Source organism: Woeseia oceani (assembly GCF_001677435.1).
GTDB lineage: Bacteria > Pseudomonadota > Gammaproteobacteria > Steroidobacterales > Woeseiaceae > Woeseia > Woeseia oceani.
Genome location: NZ_CP016268.1, coordinates 963,907 through 981,439 on the forward strand (window position 1 = coordinate 963,907; position 17,533 = coordinate 981,439).

General features: G+C 56.4%; 13 protein-coding genes. 5 read left to right on the forward strand and 8 right to left on the reverse strand.

Translation table 11 applies throughout. The annotated features are described in order from the left end of the window. Positions 1 to 72: 72 nt before the first annotated feature. Positions 73 to 2,217: a carboxypeptidase-like regulatory domain-containing protein gene (locus BA177_RS04130; RefSeq protein WP_068613237.1), complete on the reverse strand. Its 2,145-nt coding sequence runs from the start codon at positions 2,215 to 2,217 to the stop codon at positions 73 to 75. Between the two features lie 132 nt (positions 2,218 to 2,349). Continuing rightward, positions 2,350 to 2,742: a hypothetical protein gene (locus tag BA177_RS04135; RefSeq protein WP_068613239.1), complete on the reverse strand. Its 393-nt coding sequence runs from the start codon at positions 2,740 to 2,742 to the stop codon at positions 2,350 to 2,352. A gap of 274 nt (positions 2,743 to 3,016) precedes the next feature. Here BA177_RS04135 and BA177_RS04140 point away from each other — a divergent pair, with 274 nt between their 5' ends. Then, complete coding sequence (locus BA177_RS04140) at positions 3,017 to 5,032, forward strand: amidohydrolase (protein WP_156762692.1); 2,016 nt, start codon at positions 3,017 to 3,019, stop codon at positions 5,030 to 5,032. Positions 5,033 to 5,156: 124 nt separating this feature from the next. Here the strand turns inward: BA177_RS04140 and BA177_RS04145 are convergent, their stop codons facing one another. Both BA177_RS04145 and ilvD read right to left on the reverse strand, forming a co-directional pair. Next, on the reverse strand, positions 5,157 to 5,750 hold the full coding sequence (locus BA177_RS04145) for a carboxymuconolactone decarboxylase family protein (RefSeq protein ID WP_068613242.1): 594 nt from the start codon (positions 5,748 to 5,750) through the stop codon (positions 5,157 to 5,159). 48 nt (positions 5,751 to 5,798) lie between these two features. Next, positions 5,799 to 7,529, reverse strand: coding sequence for a dihydroxy-acid dehydratase (gene ilvD, locus BA177_RS04150; protein ID WP_068618874.1), 1,731 nt, complete (start codon positions 7,527 to 7,529; stop codon positions 5,799 to 5,801). Between the two features lie 102 nt (positions 7,530 to 7,631). On the opposite strand from ilvD, the gene BA177_RS04155 reads away from it, so the two are divergent. Then, entirely contained in the window at positions 7,632 to 8,717 is a 1,086-nt protein-coding gene (locus BA177_RS04155; protein WP_068613245.1) for a zinc-binding dehydrogenase, read from the forward strand. A 57-nt stretch (positions 8,718 to 8,774) separates the two neighbouring features. Here BA177_RS04155 and BA177_RS04160 read toward each other — a convergent pair whose 3' ends face one another. The 3 genes from BA177_RS04160 to BA177_RS04170 are packed head-to-tail and all read right to left on the reverse strand — an operon-like array spanning position 8,775 to position 12,682. Further along, positions 8,775 to 10,454, reverse strand: a complete 1,680-nt coding sequence (locus BA177_RS04160; RefSeq protein ID WP_068613248.1) for an arylsulfatase — start codon at positions 10,452 to 10,454, stop codon at positions 8,775 to 8,777. Positions 10,455 to 10,456: 2 nt separating this feature from the next. Beyond that, complete coding sequence (locus BA177_RS04165; protein ID WP_197493325.1) at positions 10,457 to 11,347, reverse strand: NAD(P)-dependent oxidoreductase; 891 nt, start codon at positions 11,345 to 11,347, stop codon at positions 10,457 to 10,459. A 12-nt stretch (positions 11,348 to 11,359) separates the two neighbouring features. Further along, positions 11,360 to 12,682: an MFS transporter gene (locus BA177_RS04170; RefSeq protein ID WP_082989856.1), complete on the reverse strand. Its 1,323-nt coding sequence runs from the start codon at positions 12,680 to 12,682 to the stop codon at positions 11,360 to 11,362. A gap of 256 nt (positions 12,683 to 12,938) precedes the next feature. Here BA177_RS04170 and BA177_RS04175 point away from each other — a divergent pair, with 256 nt between their 5' ends. Continuing rightward, complete coding sequence (locus BA177_RS04175) at positions 12,939 to 15,188, forward strand: TonB-dependent receptor (RefSeq protein WP_068613254.1); 2,250 nt, start codon at positions 12,939 to 12,941, stop codon at positions 15,186 to 15,188. Positions 15,189 to 15,244: 56 nt separating this feature from the next. Here BA177_RS04175 and BA177_RS04180 read toward each other — a convergent pair whose 3' ends face one another. Next, positions 15,245 to 15,943 carry a GntR family transcriptional regulator gene (locus tag BA177_RS04180; RefSeq protein WP_068613265.1) on the reverse strand — a complete coding sequence of 233 codons (699 nt, stop codon included), beginning with the start codon at positions 15,941 to 15,943 and terminating at the stop codon, positions 15,245 to 15,247. Positions 15,944 to 16,162: 219 nt separating this feature from the next. On the opposite strand from BA177_RS04180, the gene BA177_RS04185 reads away from it, so the two are divergent. After that, positions 16,163 to 16,594, forward strand: coding sequence for a nuclear transport factor 2 family protein (locus BA177_RS04185; RefSeq protein ID WP_197493326.1), 432 nt, complete (start codon positions 16,163 to 16,165; stop codon positions 16,592 to 16,594). Positions 16,595 to 16,618: 24 nt separating this feature from the next. Beyond that, positions 16,619 to 17,530, forward strand: a complete 912-nt coding sequence (locus BA177_RS04190; RefSeq protein ID WP_068613279.1) for a fumarylacetoacetate hydrolase family protein — start codon at positions 16,619 to 16,621, stop codon at positions 17,528 to 17,530. Positions 17,531 to 17,533: the final 3 nt, after the last annotated feature.

A 17,533-nucleotide genomic window follows, 5' to 3' on the forward strand; every position in this document is an offset into this window, starting at 1 on the left:
ATTCCACTCAGTATGGTCTGCCATAGGTCGGCAGCAACGCCGTGGCCTGTCGTGCGTGTCCTTTTTGATCCGCTATTTTGCCAGCGGGTTCGGTCTTACCTGGAAGTGTACGACGATAGGCTTCGAGCCCTTGCCACCCTCCTTTAACCACGGTGTGCGATCGCCTTCCGGTACCCACAGACCGCGGCCTTTCCAGCCAGCGTCCGGGTCGTCAATGCGGCCTTCAAAGCCCTTGGTGTAGAAGCCCATCGGGTAGGGCACACGTAGCGTGACAAACTCGTCATCAACGAGCGCGTGCACACCATCGAACAGGTTGCCGGTAGCGATCGGCACGTCCTCGCCGAGACCCAGAGAATTGTGCTGATCAACCCACGTGTAATAACTGGACTCGACACTGAACTGCGGTAGTTCGGCAAAGCCAGGTCCTGGCAGGTCGTGCAAGGTCCAGCCTTCCGGGCAATGGTTGCCGGTGGCGTCCGGCCCGTTGAGCGGGCCTTTGCACTTGCGACGGTCGAATTCCCCGAGGTGCCCGCTGCCGAGCGAGCTCCAGACCACGCTCTGCTTATCGATATCCGCGCCGCGTACGCCGAAGCCCGGCAATGGCGGGTAGTACATTTCGGCGAGTGCCGTTTGCGGTGGATTGTCACCGGGCACCAGGCGAGTGATAGACCCAGGGTAGCAAAACGCGTTGGAGCCCCAGACAGCATCGCCATTCGGTTCCGGCATGACCGCGTAAAAGCCGTTCGGCACGCGCGTGTCGAGCTTCGCGTCCTGCGGTGCGCCGGGTTCAGTCCACGCATCCTGTTTGCCGTTGCCGTTGGTATCGAGGATCAGCGGTGCCCAGCCTTGTGCCGCAGCAGCGTCGCCGGTTTCAAAAAAAGTGGTGGTATCGAGCCAGCCGACAACATCGCCGCCACCGCTGGTCCACAAGGTATTGCGGTCGTCGTAAGCGAACTGCAGGTGGTGCGTCCCGAAACAGGTGTCGACGAAGGTGTAGTCCTGGGTTTCCGGATCAAAGATGGCCAAGTGGCGCCCGGCGCGATCCTTCGGATAAAGCTGCGCTGACGGGTGCGAAGAACCGGGTTTGCAGAAGTCAGGGTTGTTCGCCGCGCGAATCCGCGCGGTCAGCCAGACCCGTCCGTCCTGATCAAGCATCGGATTATGGACGTTCGCGCGACTGTCCCAAATACGCTCATCTCCCCAGTAAGGGGAAGGAGCAACAACCGGGTCTTCGTTGGTTGTTGGTGTGTCCTCGTCACGCACCGGCAACGTATACTCGCTCGCCGTATTTGCAACCGGGTCGAGGATCGGCATCTTGTCGGTACTCAGCTCAGGCGCGCCGTACAGGCGGCCGTAACCATTGACGGTAGGGTTGCGCCGGTCCGTGCCCGATAAATCGTGCATGTAGAACTGCGGTTCTGACCAGTCGCGTACCGTGGCGACGATGTTGCGTTCGACGCCTGATGGCCGTGCCGGTTTGTGGGCCGGTAGTTCGCCTGCAGCGATTCGGTCGCTCCAGTCGGCGAGGTACTTGAACGGCAAGCCGCGCAGTCGTTCGGCCGCGATGCCGATCATGTTGTGCCCGGCCTGACCGGACGCGAGGCGTCGCGCCCATGCCTGTTCGGACGAGTCGATATCCGCAAACGCGGCAGGCATGGTACGGGTGGCTTCGTTGCCCAACTGATGGCAGCCAACACAGCCCATGTTCTTCATCCACGTCAGGTAATAGTTCATACCGCCTGGAAGTTCGGCAACTTCGCTTTCGCTGGGCAGGTCCATCATGGCGTACCAGTAGGCAGCGGGGTAATAACGCGCCGCCTCAGCAGGACTGCTGGCGGTGATGGCCTGCAGGTCGACGCGCTCGCCCGGGGATGCGTCTACCTTCGCGGAGTCGGTCAAACCGTAGCCGCGTACCCATAGCTGGTAGTCGGCAGCGGGCAGGTCCGGCACGAGATAGCGGCCTTCATCATCCGTAACCACTATGCGCGTAAAGCGCGTGTCAAGGTCGTTGGTTTCGGCGATGACCCATACGCCCGCCTCAGGGCCGGCGGCGCTTGAAACCACGCCGGCGATATCGTCCGCATCCATCGAAATAGGCGTCAATTCCTGGGTGGCGCCGCCTGAGGACTCGACTTGAGACGGCGTATTGCGCTGGCAGGCCGTCAGAAACGTCACGGCAACAAGAACAAGCAGTGTGTAAGCGATGCGAAGTAGCATGGTAGGGCCTCCATATCGACGGGACGACAGCAAACCGTATCATGCTACGCATTGCTCGCGGAGCTGTATCGTTTAAGCCAATGTAGTGGGAGGCCCGTCGCTACCTTGTGTTGCAGCGCTGGCCACCCTGCATCAGGAGCTGACTGGTTTTCGTAGGCAAACGATCCAGACCTGCGCAACGATGATGCAGATCGCTAGAAAGGACAGCAGAAACGAGTCAAGATAGAAGGGGCTGTACCATTCGAACTCGCCTTTGTGCACACGGAGCCAGCCACGAAAGTGCTGAGTTGATGCGACCGAGAGCCCGAAGAAGCCGACTACTGTCGAAAAGTACTTGACGATAAAATGACTCGTGCCGCTGAGCATAACGAGACCGAGTAAGCCAATTACGCTACGTTGTACCCGGCAGTACGGACACTTGTACACAACGTCAAACCAGTCAAGCGACCATGCGCCCAGGCTGACAACAATGGCAACAATGCCTAGCGCGCGAATATGTTGTTGGTAGAACTCGTATTGAAACATCGGCTCACTCTTGATTTGTAGTTAGTCTTACAAGTGTGGGTGGTGGGTGCTATGTACCGCAATTCCTTGGACAAGCTTCATGCGTCAACTGCGCCAAAGTCGCTGTTTGGAAGTATTGCGACGGGATCAGCTGGGTAGTTTCGATAAACCCCAGCGGGATAACTCAACTGTGGTGACTTCGAAATTTGGTATGTCATTAAGCGATATTCTTATACAGCTCATAAGATTTCAAACAAGAGGGGTTCGCAGTGGGCGGACCTATACGGACTGAGCAATGGCGATGAATGTACTTAACAGACTTGGCGTGGTGACGATCTCGATTCTTGGTTTGCTCGTAGCCTGCCAGAACGCTGTCCAGGAATCTGCGGCCGATCTGGTATTGACGAATGCCCATGTCTATACCGCGGATAGTGCGCGTTCTATTGCACAGTCGGTGGCAATCCGGGACAAGCAGATCGTCTACGTTGGCAGTGACGAAGAGTCGACGCCCTACATCGGACCATCCACAGTGGTACGCGACATGGGCGGTGCGATGCTTATGCCGGGTCTGCATGACATGCACATCCATGCGTTGGGCACTGTCGAGCCGGATACCTGTGACCTGAATTCCAGACCGTATTCTTTCGATGCAATGGTGCCGGTACTCAAGGCTTGTATTGCCGAGCACAATATTGCGCCGGGCGAATGGTTGATTGTCCTGCAATGGGCATTTTCCGCGGGCAATCAACCGAGCCAGGATCTGCCGCATATTCGGGCGGCGCTGGACGCAGTATCCACCGAGCACCCGATCTTTCTGTACGGTGACGACGGTCACCACGGTGCGGCCAACAGCCTGGCGTTGTCGCTGGCAAGCAATGAGGCAGGTGAAACTGTGGAGATCAACGCCCGAACGCTGGAGTCGGACTACGCTGCATTCAAGCCGATGATCAACGTCGATGCCAACGGTGAACCTACGGGTGGCATTAATGAGGACGCGCGAACCCTGCTGCGCAGCAACTGGTTCGAAGACATGCTCGGTATGAACGGTGACCTGGACGGTACCCTGTCGCGCGTTGCGCCAAAGATGGCTGCAAACGGCATCACTTCACTGCAGGACGCGATCGTTACTCCGGCAACGCTGGCGGCTTATGGGCGACTGGAAGAACGCAGCGAAATGACGTTCCGACTACGGGCGGCGATGGTCGAGCCCCCGACAGAGCGTATCGCCGACATCGATGCGCACCTGGAAACGCTCAAGGCACTGCGCGAGCAATACGCAGACTACGAGTTCGTGGCGGCGGACGGCGTCAAATTGTTCGCCGATGCCGTGCTTGAAGGCAATCCGCTGACATTCCCGCCGACATTACCGGTTGCGGCGTTGCTTGAAAATTACAAACAACCGATTTTTGCGGGCAGTGTCGATGACGGTTCATTCGACGTGGTTGGCTATGTTGATCAGGACCGCGAAGTCTGTCAGTCAGTAAAGGCGAATCCGCAAAGCTATACCACGTCAGAGCGTCTTGAGGCATTCGTGACGGAGTACGGCTTTTATCCACAGCAGTGCCTGCCGAACAGCGGCGTGCTTGAGCACGAAGAGGCATTCGTACGCGCGTACATTCGCAAAGCGACCGAAGCCGGCTTCCATGTGCACGTGCACGCGCTGGCGGACAAAGGCGTGAGAATTGCCGTCGACGAGTTCAGCAAAGTAAAAGCCATCGCGGACCGCAATGGCACGAGCCAAAGCCTTGCGCACGTGCAGCTCGCGCACCCCGATGATCAAAAGCGAATCGGTGAGCTGGGCATATCGGTGGTGTTCACCTTCGTGTGGGCGACGCCGGGGATTGCTTACGACATGATGGTTACGCCCTTCATCGAGGAGGTCAGGGGCATTGCCGATCTCTACAATCCCGATACGTACTACATGCAGAACGTGTACCCGGTGAAGCGTATTCAGGACTATGGCGGGAACATCGTGAACGGGAGTGACGCACCGGTCGGTGGTCGTGACCCGATTCCATTCGTGAGCATGCAGCAGGCAATCACCCGTAGCAATGGCGAGACGATTATGAACGCCGATCAACGAATCGATGTTCACTCGGCGATCGCGGCATTTACCATCAATGCTGCAAAATTGTTTGGTCACAGTGACATGCTTGGCAGTATCGAAGCAGGCAAGACCGCCGACCTCATAGCACTGGACAGAAACATCGTAGAGCTCGCCGAGGCGGGTATGCCACAGGAGATTGGTGGGACACAGGTCACTCTGACCATCTTTAACGGCAAGATCGTGCACGATGCAGCGACGAACTAGATAGCAGGTTTAAGGCGTGTGCGTGCAGTTGCTGTAGCAACAGGGCGCCACCTGACAACGAACCGCATGGCTTCGCAAATTTGGCGGGTTACAGGTACGCAGATCCGGGCAGCCCCGATTGTCGTTAACGGTGCTTGCCCACGGTCCAGCCAGTCTTGCCCAGGTATTTCTCGCCCGCCTGGGTCGGTAAGTCTTCAAGTGCCGATCCCATGGAATCGTTCCAGCGGTTCAGGTAGCCGAACAGCGCAATAACACCCATGATCTCGACGATGTCTTCGTCGGACCAATGGGCACGGAGTTTCTCAGCGTGGTCTTCCGTAACGCCGTTAGGCACCTCGGCAGCGGCAAACGCGAAATCCAGTGCCGCCTTTTCTGCTGTTGTGAAATGCGGGCTGTCCGCATAGTTGAAAATGCTGTTCAGACGATCTTCGGAAGTGCCGAATCGCTCCGAGCCGAGAATCGTGTGTGCCTGACAATAGCGGCAGCCTGACACCATGCTGGTGACGTAGCCAATGAGTCGCTTGAATTCCGGCGTTACCGCGCCTGCGCATTCCATTACGGCGACATTCAGGTCGGTGAACGCTTTGGCGATATTCGGGCGTCGTGACATGGTTCGGACGCTGTTAGGGACTACGCCAAGTGGGCCTTTGAAGAATTGCACGTACTCGCGGAGCGCGGGTTCAATTTGCTCTTCGTCCAGTGGTTCTACAACGGGCACTGTTTTTTTCCTTTGGTGTAAGTTGTATTCGACAACCCTTCGGGAGAATCAGTCGGATTGGTCGTCTATTGTTTCCTGCTGCCAATCCACATTGCCGGAGTGAGTCGTTGCGCCGCGATGAGCGGAGCCTACAAGTGCCGCGTACTTTTCGAGAGCGCCACCGATTCTCGCTCTACCGCGTTTCGGCAGAGCACTTCTGCGTTCGGCCAGTTCAGCGTCGCTCAAATCCACATCGACGCTCCGTCCGGGAATGTCGATTTTGATGCGATCGCCTGTTCGTAGCAACGACAAAGGGCCGCCTACCGCGGCTTCCGGGCAGGCATAGCCAATGGACATGCCACGCGAAGCACCGGAAAAACGGCCGTCGGTTAAAAGTGCGATTTCTTCGCCCACGCCCTGACCGTACAGCAAAGCCGTCACACCCAGCATCTCCCGCATGCCCGGCCCGCCGCGTGGACCTTCGTTGCGAATGACAATAACCGAGCCTGATTCGTAATCGCGTGTGGCCACGGCGAGCGCGCACTCTTCTTCGGATTCGAATACCCGGGCGGGGCCGTCGAAAGTCTGACGCTTGAGGCCAGCGACCTTGAGAATCGCGCCGTCAGGGCAAAGATTGCCTTTCAGGACCACGAGCCCGCCGCTGGGCGAGATTGCCTTGGCCAACTCCCGGATGACTTCACCATCAGGATCAGCAGCGTCCGCAATGGAGTCCGTCAGTGTTTGCCCGGTGGCGGTCAAGCAGTCGCCGTGCAGATAGCCGCCGTCGAGCAACACTTTCAACAGCACGCGAAGACCACCAACACGGTGCATATCGAAAGCCAGGTATTGTCCGCCCGGCTTCAGGTCGGCAAGCAAAGGCGTGCGTTCAAATACGGCGGCAACGTCGTCGAAACTGAAATCAATACCCGCTTCATGGGCGATAGCGGGTAAGTGCAATGCCGCATTGGTTGACCCGCCGGTAGCGGCGACCACGGCAACCGCGTTTTCCAGGCTGCGCCGGGTAACCAGCTCGCGCGGCAGCGGACCGCCAGCATGTAGTTTGCGCAAGACTTCGATACCCGATTGTTCAGCAATGTCTTTGCGTTCCGGGCTGACGGCAGGTGAAGTGGCGCTGCCAGCCAGCGCGAGGCCAAGGGTCTCGGCGACCATGGCCATCGTGTTTGCGGTGAACTGGCCCGGGCAGGATCCGGCCGTGGGGATGCAGACGCGCTCCATCTGATCCAGATCCTCGCGGCTGCCTGTGCCTGCCATGACGCTGCCAACACCTTCGAATACATCCTGAATCGTGATGTCTTTGTCGTTCCACCGGCCGGGGAGAGTGCTGCCTCCATAGACGAATACGGATGGGACGTTAAGTCGCACCATCGCCATCATGATGCCGGGCAGGGTCTTATCGCAGCCTGCAAAACCGATCAGCGCGTCGTATACATGTCCGCGCATTACCGCTTCGATGCTGTCAGCGACAATTTCCCGGGAGACCAGTGAAAACTGCATGCCCTTGTGGCCCATGGACATGCTGTCAGCCACGGATGCTGTCGTGAACATGCGTGGCAGCCCGCCTGCTTCGGCGACGGCTGAGTGCGCGATGGAGGCCTGTTCGTACAGATGCATGTTGCAAGGTGTGGTTTCAGCGGCGGCACTGACGACGCCAATAAACGGCTTCTCGAAATCTTCGCTACTGAGGCCCATTCCGCGCAGGAAGGCGCGGTGCGGTGCGCGGCTGAGGCCCTTTGTGACCAGTCGGGACCGCCAGTGTTTCCCTGCCTTTTTCGTGCTCACTGTCTTCAACGCCTCCTGAATCACCGGCTTACATTCATAAGTTGTCGATTGTATACTATCGACAAATTGATTATCCACCTTGACAGGTTGTGGCCGGGAAGTATGAAAGCAGTAGAAATCCACCAGTACGGTGCCGCGCGCGATGTGCTCCGCCTCAGTCACAACGCACCCCGGCCGATCCTGGCTGCCGATGAGATCCTGATCGAGAACCACGCCACCTCCGTCAATCCCGTCGATTGCGCGGCCCGCTCAGGCTACGGCCAGAATTTTTTCTCGCGGCTGGGCTGGGGCGATCTGCCGATGATTCTTGGGCGGGACGCATCCGGTGTTGTCGTTGCCAAAGGCAAGGACGTCGCGGGCGTGGAAATTGGCGACGAAGTTTATGCGGCGCCGCCGATCGGTTGTTATGCCGAATACGTCAAAGTCAAAGCGGTGCACGCGGCGCCCAAGCCGCGCAATATCAGTCATTCGGAAACGGCGGCTCTGCCGTTCATCGCGCTGACGGCATGGACCGCATTGGTCACGAATGCGGGTTTAACGGCGGAGAACGCCACCGGGAAAAAAATAGTGGTACCGAGAGCAGCGGGCGGTGTGGGCAGTTTTGCTGTGCAGTTGTTGAAAGCCTGGGGCGCCGAGGTGGCTGCGATATGCAGCACACGCAATATTGAACTGGTTCGCAGCCTCGGCGCAGATACGGTCATCGACTATACGCAGCAGGACTTCAGGGATCATTTGCAGGATTACGATGTTGCCTTCGACCTGATAGGCCGGAAAAGCGATTTCGACGAACTGGACAACGACTACAAAGGTGGCACTGCCACCGCCGACGGCAGTCATTACGATGAGCAGTTGATGAGTGTTTTGCGCGAAGACGCGAACGCTGTCTATGTCACCGTTTGTTCCCCCAAGGTCGCTTTGACAAACAAGTACGGTTACGACGAAGGGGTGCGCCAAGCAGATATCGAATACGCAAATCGTGCAAATGCGGCAGCCAACAAAGGCTACCAATACGTGTGGTCGTTCTTTGATCCGAATGCAGCCCCATTGCGCGCAGTAGCCTGCCTGATCGAGGAAGGCAAGATCAAACCGGTCATAGACAAGGCTTACCCACTGGCCGACATCGTCAAGGCCCATGAGTATTGTGAGACAAAGCAGGCGCAGGGAAAGATCGTCATAGATATCCGCTAGCGTCGTGCGTTGTGCAGCTGCCGCAGAAGCACAGCGCCTGCACGTCCAGGCTTCGTGTCAGTAACTGCGGGCGGTATCAGGCATGATGACGCCGTTCGCTGCGGCGTATTCTTCCCACAGCGCGATCATGTTCTGTAACCGCTGCGGTTCATTGCCAGCCAAATCGTTCAGCTCTGCAGGGTCTTGACTAAGATCGTAAAGCTGCCATTCATTGCGTTTGATGCCGAGACTGTCGGCATCCCACCAGTCTGAGAAACGCGACTCCCGTACAATTTTCCATTTGCCTTGTCGCAGTGCGCTCTTCCCCAACAGTTCCCACCCAAAGCTGACCTCGTCCGGGTGTACTGCAGCGGATTGGCCTCGCAACACCGGCAACATGGACTTGCCATCCATGTGCAGCTTGCTTGTGTCGACTCCGACGATGTCCAGTATTGTCGGTGCAATATCCATAATCGTCGCTATGCCGTCAAAAACCCGAGTCCCGGCGAAATTCGCAGGGAAATTCACAATTGCAGGCACGCGCACTCCGCCCTCGGAAGTAAAGCCCTTGAACATGCGAAAGGGGGCCATCGATGCTCTGGCCCAGTCCGGTCCGAGCATCAGATAGGAGTCTTCATTGCCCATGTTCTCGAAAGAATTGTCACAGCACTCCTTCGACCAATCATCCAGCGGACCGAGCCCCTGGTCGAGTCGGTGCCCTTCCGCGCCGTTGTCGGAAATAAAGACAACCAAGGTATCGTCGGCAAGGCCGTGGTCGCGAAGGTAGGTAATCACCTTGCCAATGTTTGCATCGACGTCATCTATCATGGCCGCGTAGATTTCCATGATGCGCGCTGCCGACTTTTTCTCAGGCGTACTCAATGAAGACCAATTCCTGTCCGGATCAATGCCGGGGAAACTGCGAATGCCAGCCGGTACCAGGTTCAGTTCCTGGGCGCGGGCCAGGCGGCGGGCGTGCAGCGCATCGAAACCCTCGTCGTAGCGCCCCTTGTACTTCTCTACCGATGCGAGTGGCGCCTGCAATGGGAAGTGCGGAGCTGTGTACGCAAGGTAGGCGAAAAACGGCCGGTCGTCTTTGCTGTCGGCATCGAGGTATTCAATCAGCTTGTCGGTATAGAAGCGGGTTGAATAAAAATCATCCGGCAGTTCGTCAACCGGCTTGCCGTCGTCCGTGTACAGCACCTTTTCAGGGCCGGATAACGACATCATGTTTGCGAAATGACTGGCGCCTGAATCGTGTAGGGCGAAATGCCTGTCGAAGCCTCGCGAACCCGGGTCAGCGCCATTGGAATCGCCCAGATGCCACTTGCCGGAGAAATAATTCCGATAACCCGCCTTCTTGAGAATTTGCGGTAGCGTCGCGACGCTCTGGATCAGCCGACCTTCATAGCCAGGCTGGCCGCGCTGGTTGTCCGCGAGCCGCGATACGAGATTGCCGAGACCAACGCGATGATGATCAATACCGGTCAGCAACATGGCACGCGACGGCGAGCACATGGGTGAAGCGTAGAACTGCGAGAATGCAACACCGCTGGCCGCCAGTGAATCGATATTGGGTGTGCTGATTTCGCTGCCGTAGGCACCTATGTCGGTGTAGCCGAGGTCATCCGCAACGATCAGCAGTATGTTCGGTCGAGTGGCCGCTTCTGTCGCATTGTTTACGCTGGTGTCTTTGTTGCAGGCCGCTAACAAAAGTGCGGCGAACACACTGACTATGTACGCGATTTCCCGATTCATTGTTACTCGCTTTTCTTGATTCCGTAGAACGTTCCCAGTTCCGATATATCTGCATCCGAGCCTGCTGTTGAGCAGGCTTCCTTGTAAGTCGCAACTGCTTCCCTTAGCACTCGCAATTCGACGCCATGGTCTTCAGCAGCGGACAATGCTGATTCGATGTCCTTCAACATCGTCGACAACGCGCCTGTTTTTTTCTCCGATTTCATTCCGGCAATGTGTGGTCCGATAATTTGCAGTGGCAGTGAGTCCGCCCAGCCGCCGCTCAATGCCGCCGGAAGTCGGCCAATCCGAATACCCGCTTCCTGGCCCAGACGCAGCGATTCCGCAATGGCCAGCAGGTTAGTGGCGACGATGATCTGGTTGCACAGCTTGGTAGCCTGCCCGGAACCGCTACGGCCCATGTGCGTGGCTCGGCTGGCGAGCACCGCGAACATTGGCGTGACGCGTTCGACAACCGACTCTTCACTGCCAAACATGATAATCAGCGATCCATCGGTGGCGCCTTTGACGCCACCGGATACCGGTGCGTCGACCCAGTGCATGGCACTCAGGGCATGCAATCGGGTCGCCATTTTGCGGGTCGCGTCAGGTTTGATGCTGGAAAAGTCGACCAGAATTTTGTCGGGTTGCGCACCGCGCGCAACACCATAGTCGCCAAAGACCACAGTCTCAACGGCAGCAGTATCTGTCACGCATAAACACATGATGTCAGCGCTTTCGGCGACCTCAGCGGGCGACCCGGCAATCCGCGCGCCGTCTTGCTGAAGTTCGTGCGACTTGCTCTCTGTGCGATTCCAGATGGTGACCGGGTATGCCGCTTGCAGAAGGCGCCGGACCATCGGCGCCCCCATGAGACCGGTACCGACGAAGCCGATGCGCGGTAGCTCAGACACTGACGAGCTCACTCAGACCTCGGGTTTGTTGTATGCCATGGCGATAACCAGTGCGCAAGCAAGTGCGGCAGGTACCGCGGCCACGAGAAACATTTGTCCCTGATTCAGACCGTAGGCGATGAGCCCGCCGCCGATCAACGGGCCGAGAAAAGAACCCACGCGGCCGAAACCCATGCTCCAACCGATACCCGTGCTGCGCATGTCCAGCGGGTAATAATTGGCAGCCAGTGCGGTTACGTTCAGTTGCGCGCCGAAGACAAACAGTCCGATGACTAAAACAATAGACAGCAATACAGGGACAGATGAACCAATCAACAGCCCGAGCACCGCTACGGCAATCGCGCCAATACCAAATGCCGTAGCGACAACTTTAAACGGTCCCCGTTTGTCACTGAGCCGGCCGAGAATAAGGCTGCCGATAATGCCGCCGAGGTTCAGTGCAACCACCCCAAGAATGGCTTTCTGATGCGGTACGCCAGCGTCCACCAGGAGCAAAGGTGTCCAGTTGATCAGGAAATAGCCGAGTAGCAATGTGGTAAAAGTCAGCAGCCACAGCAGGATGGTCCATACGACACGGTTGGCAGCGAAAAGGTTGCGGACCGGTTTGATCGTATGCGCGTCACTGGTTGTGTAGTCCATGGTCTGTGCCGAGGTACAGCCAGGCTTGATCCGTTCGAGTATGTTCTTCGCCTTTTCCTGCTGGCCGTCGCGGCGTAACAGGTAACGCAACGATTCGGGAACCCACGCGAAAACGAAGGGGAGCAATGCAAGTGGCAGAATGCCACCGATTATAAAGACCATTTCCCAGCCCGAGGCTGGAATGATTTTCGAACTTGCGATGCCACCCACAACCGCGCCAAAAGGAAAGCCGGTAAATGTTGCGACAATGACGGTGGAGCGTATCCGATGAGGCGCATACTCAGAGACCAGCGCGAGAATGTTTGGAATCGCACCACCCAAGCCGAAACCGGCGATCAGCCGGTACATGAACAAGGAGTCAACGGAGGTTGCCGTGGAGCATAAAAGCGACATCGTTCCAAACAGCAAGGTGCTGAAAATGATTAACGGCTTTCGGCCGAAACGATCAGCAAGTGAGCTAAGAATGACGGCACCGATCATGGTTCCGATAAGGCCGGCAGCAAACAGGGGACCAAACTGTTCCGGTGCGATCTCCCAGAGGTGGCGAAGTGCAGGGGCGACAAATGCAATTGACTGCGTGTCAAACCCGTCCAGCGCGGCGATCAGGAAACAAATGATGATTGCCCGCAGCTGGTAGAAACTGAATTCTGACTCTCCAAGAAATTGCGCTGGCGTAACCACAGTAGTATTCGGCATGTATCCCCCTCTAATTGATTGTCACAGCACGTCGGTCTTTTTCTAACCACACCGCTGGCTGCATGGATCGCGTATCGAGCGCACTACGTGTTGCACGGTGACCAGCGCCACACCTGAGCCGGATAGTAAGGGCTCTGTGTGGGCGGCGCGATCAGGCCTCCGCAGCGCTTGCAGTCTACACGAGTTTTGACTATTGTAGACAAAATACTTGTCGACCATCCGTCAAGTTTTGCATTTCTGCAATGGGGGGATACACATGATTCGTCTCGCTTGGGTAATACCTGCTGTGAGTTTGTTAGCGTTTTCGGGGCCGAGTGCGGCGCAGGACAATGAGTCTTCCAATTTACTGGAAGAGATTGTCGTTTCGGCACAGCGGCGGGACGAAAGTCTTTATGAAGTTCCAATTGCCATCACAGCACTAAGCGGCGAATTTCTGGAACGCCAGCAGGTATTTACCGCGGAACAACTGTCGTTGTACACGCCGAGCCTGCATATCTTTTCCGAGGCGGTGAACTCCGAGTTTTATACCATTCGCGGTATTGGTCGGGCCAACGAAGACCTCGGATCCGATTCTGGCGTGGCGATGTTTATCAACGATGTTTACGTTGCCCGACAAGGCGCGGCGAATCTGGTTTTGTTTGATGTCGAACGAGCTGAAATCCTGAGGGGGCCGCAGGGCTCCTTGTGGGGCAAGAATGCGACGGGTGGTGCGATCAATATAGTGACCCGCAAGCCACGCAGTGAACCAGGCGGCTACCTCGGTGTTGATATCGGTGACTTCGGTACGATGAATTTGCGGGCAGCTGCCAACGCGGCGATCAGCGACAGGGTTAGCGGTCGGATCGCCTTTGTGTCTCGCGAACGCGATGGACTGTATACCAACCTGACCACTGGTCAGCGTGGCAACAACATTAACTCTCAGGCCTTTCGCGGCAGTCTGGCATTTGCAGCGTCTGACAGCACCGATGTGCTCTTCAGTGCAGATTGGGCACGATCCGAGCAACTCGGCGTTCTAAAGAGTGTCATCGCGGACGTGCCAGGCACACCTTATATATTGAAAGACTTTTTCACGGTCACGTTCCCCATGCAGGAATCCGATTTGCGTACTTCGCGCAGCGGCATTCACGGTGCACAGGGTGTCGATCAATACGGTATGAACCTGACCGTCAATCACCAAATGTCATCGATGGACTTTGTATCCATTACGGGATATCGCACCGAGGACAGTCATCACTCCGAAGACAATGATCGGGCAGCCGAGCGATCAGGCGATCTCTGGTCAGTGCAGGACAGCTCGTCGTTCAGTCAGGAGTTCAGGCTGATGTCCAACTCGGACTCTGCGCTGTCCTGGACCGCGGGCCTCTACTGGTTCCATGAGAAAGGCGATCGCAACCAAAGTCGCTATTCAGACTTCTTCGGCCCGGGTGGACTGGTCGGCCCGGGCTCACCGGAGATTCAGGACTCGACAACAACCTTCATACAGGAGATCGAAACGGATAGTTACGCGGTTTTCGGTCAGGCTGACTACCGACTCAACGACCGCTGGAGCATAAACCTGGGCGGTCGTTACACGGAAGAGACCAAAGACTATGACATCGATGCCTATGCCGTCGCGAATCAGCCTGGCGGCAGCAACTATTCCTTGTTTATCCCTGACGGCGCCTATACGGCAAGTGATCAGAAGACCTGGTCCGAATTTACACCGAAGGTATCGGTCCAGTTTTCTTTGACTGAGGATGTAAATACTTACCTTAGTTATTCCGAAGGCTTCAAGAGCGGTGGTTACAACGGCAGTCCGGACAATGCCGCAGGCGTCGTGCCGTTCGAACCAGAGCAGGCAGAATCGATCGAGTTTGGAATGAAAGGCCAGTTTTTCGACAAGTCAATGTCGGCAAATATTGCCTACTTCATGACGGATTTTACCGACATGCAATTACAGGGCTTCGACCCGGTTACCGGTAGCCCTATAACCAACAACGCGGCCGCTTCGGAAATATCCGGTTTCGAGATCGAAGTGTCAGGCGTGATCGGCGAGGGTTTCCGTTACAACATCGGCGGATCATGGCTCGACCATCAGTTCACACGTTATGCCATTGAGGTCTTTGACCCGACGATTCAGGGCGGGCCACCGTTCCGTCTGGTGGACAAGAGTGGGGACCGCATCGGTTTGATTCCGGAGTACAACTACCACGTTGGACTGAGCTACGAATGGCAGTTGGCAAGTGGCAGTTCGCTGACTCTGGGCGCCGATCTCTCCGGTACAGATGAAACGATCACCGTCTTTAATACACTCTGGTCCAACGCCTACGATGTTGTGGATATGCGACTCGCTTGGGACTCCGGGGAAAACTGGAATGCCGCTCTGTGGGTACGCAATCTGACCGACGAGGTCTACTACCGCGGTGGTGGTCCGGTACCGGATATCAATGACACTATTTCACGTGTCGGCCTGGTGGCAGATCCGCAAATATTCGGTGTGAGTTTCGGCTGGAATTTCGGCGAGTAGCCAGAGCGTGCTACCTCGGCAAGACGTTTGGGAGTCCGACGTGAATTGCGTAGCTGCTAGCTTTGCAGTATCCGCAACCGGATCTTTTCCGCCGTCGCGCCGAGGTGAGCACGAAGCTCTTTCTCTGCCTTCTTGGCATTTCTGTTCAGGAGTGCTTTAACGAAGCTGTCATGTTCCGCAAGCGATTCTGCAGTTATTGCTTCCAGCGCACCCGACAGGTTCTGCAAGCGAGTGATATGCCTTTGTACGTTCGCATGGGCCGCAATCATTGCTGCGTTTCCGCTGGCATGGACAATTGCACTGTGCACCGCGTTGTTGAGCTGATAGTAGGACTCTACGTCGTGCTCTTCACTGCACTTTCTCATGCGTTCGTGCAATGAGGCGATTTCTTCCAGCTCTTCATCTTTGGCCCGTTCGCAAGCGAGAACGATGGACATGGCTTCAAGCGCAATGATGATTTCAATGTTTTCCAGCGCGTCGGTCATCGTGGGTCGAGTCACCACGGCACCACGTCCTGGCAGCAACTCCAGAAGGCCCTCTTTAACCAGTATCTGGAATGTTTCCCGCAGCGGCGATCGAGAGACGCCGTAGCGTTCACAAAGAATTCGCTCTTGCAGGCGGGCACCCGGTTCCCAGAAACCTTCGACAATTTCATTTCTCAGGCGAGTAGCAATCTCTTCCTGCAATGAAGAGCGAGGAATGAGGCTGGCCGATTCGCGTACCGAAGCGGCAGGTGATTTGGGGGATTTCGGCATGTTCTCTTTGAGTCGTTGCTGTGAAGATAACTTTCTGATTTATCTTGACTATTGTCTACAATTCCGGCCGCAACGGCAAGCGCCCGAGTTAATGGCTTACCTGCGCGGTTTGCGGCAGGGCTGGCAGTTCCGATCCGATCGAAAAGGCAGTTTATTGTATATTGAATGCAATCTTGCTATTGTGCAGGCCCCTTAGTTGAGATGGGCATGCATCAGGACATGAGTCTGAATTCAGCTACTCGCGTGGCTCTCGAGGATCTGTTGACGGAGTTCGCCTGGCGCGTGGACCACGGACATGGGGATCGGGTGCACGAACTGTTCATTGAGGTCGGCAGCATTTCCGCACCGGGTCTGACGCTAAATAGTCGCAACGAAATTGCCAGTGCTTTCGGTCAGAGGGCCGCGGATGCAAACCGGGTATCCAGGCACTTGTGGTCTAACCCGCGATTCGAGGAGCTCGATAGTCATCGGGTACGTGTGGTGACGGTGGTTCAAACCTTTTTCCACACGATGCAAGAAGGCGAACAAACGCCCGTACCGAATAACAATTTTGTGGTGGGTGACTCGACCGATGTTATCCGACGCGACGATGATGGTTGCTGGCGATTCGAATCCCGTCAGCTGCAGGTTTTATTTGCTCCCGGGTCTTGATCGGGAACAACTGGGAAAATTGAAATGAAACTGGTTACCTATTCACACGCAGATCGATTGTCGATCGGTGTAATCAATAAAGACTACGTCATTGACCTGTCGCGTCATGCGCCGCAACTGCCACGCACAATGCGTGAATTGCTGGAAGCCGGGCAGGATGCGCTGAATATTGTCGCTGCCATATTGGCCGCAGGCCATAAGGACATACCACTTAGCGAACTTACGCTGGAAGCACCAATACCGAATCCACGGAAATTTCTCGGCATAGGTGGCAACACTCATTCGCACCTCGAAGAAGTGAAGGCCGCCGGCGTACCAATCAAGCATTCTCCGCACCAGACCTGGTTCAACAAACAGGTCAGCTGTATCAATGGCCCCTTCGGAAATTTGCACCTGCCAAAAATATCTGCCGAGCTGGACTATGAAGGCGAACTAGCCGTTGTGATTGGTCAACGTTGCCGGCACGTGCCCAGGGAAGACGCCTACAATGTTATCGCCGGTTACATGGTGTGTAATGACGTAAGTGTGCGGGATTGGCAACTACGATCGCCAACCTCGACGCTCGGTAAATCATTCGACACCCACGGCCCTACCGGACCATGGTTGACTACACGTGATGAGGTACCAGACCCTCACCGGTTGTCGCTGAAAACCTGGGTCAATGGCGAGCTGCGGATGGACGGCCGCAGCGATGAATTTCTGCATAACATCGACACGATGATTGCTGAACTATCCACTGTTTTCACGCTGGAGCCCGGGGACATACTTGCGACGGGTTCGCCCGCTGGAGTCGGAGCATTGATGACACCGCCAGCGTTCCTTCGCAGTGGAGATGTGGTCAGGGTCGAGGTCGAAGGTCTCGGTGCGATCGAGAACAAAGTGCTGGATGAACCAGACGGCTACGTCTACGTCCCGCTTCTCTCCAGCGACGGGTAGTTC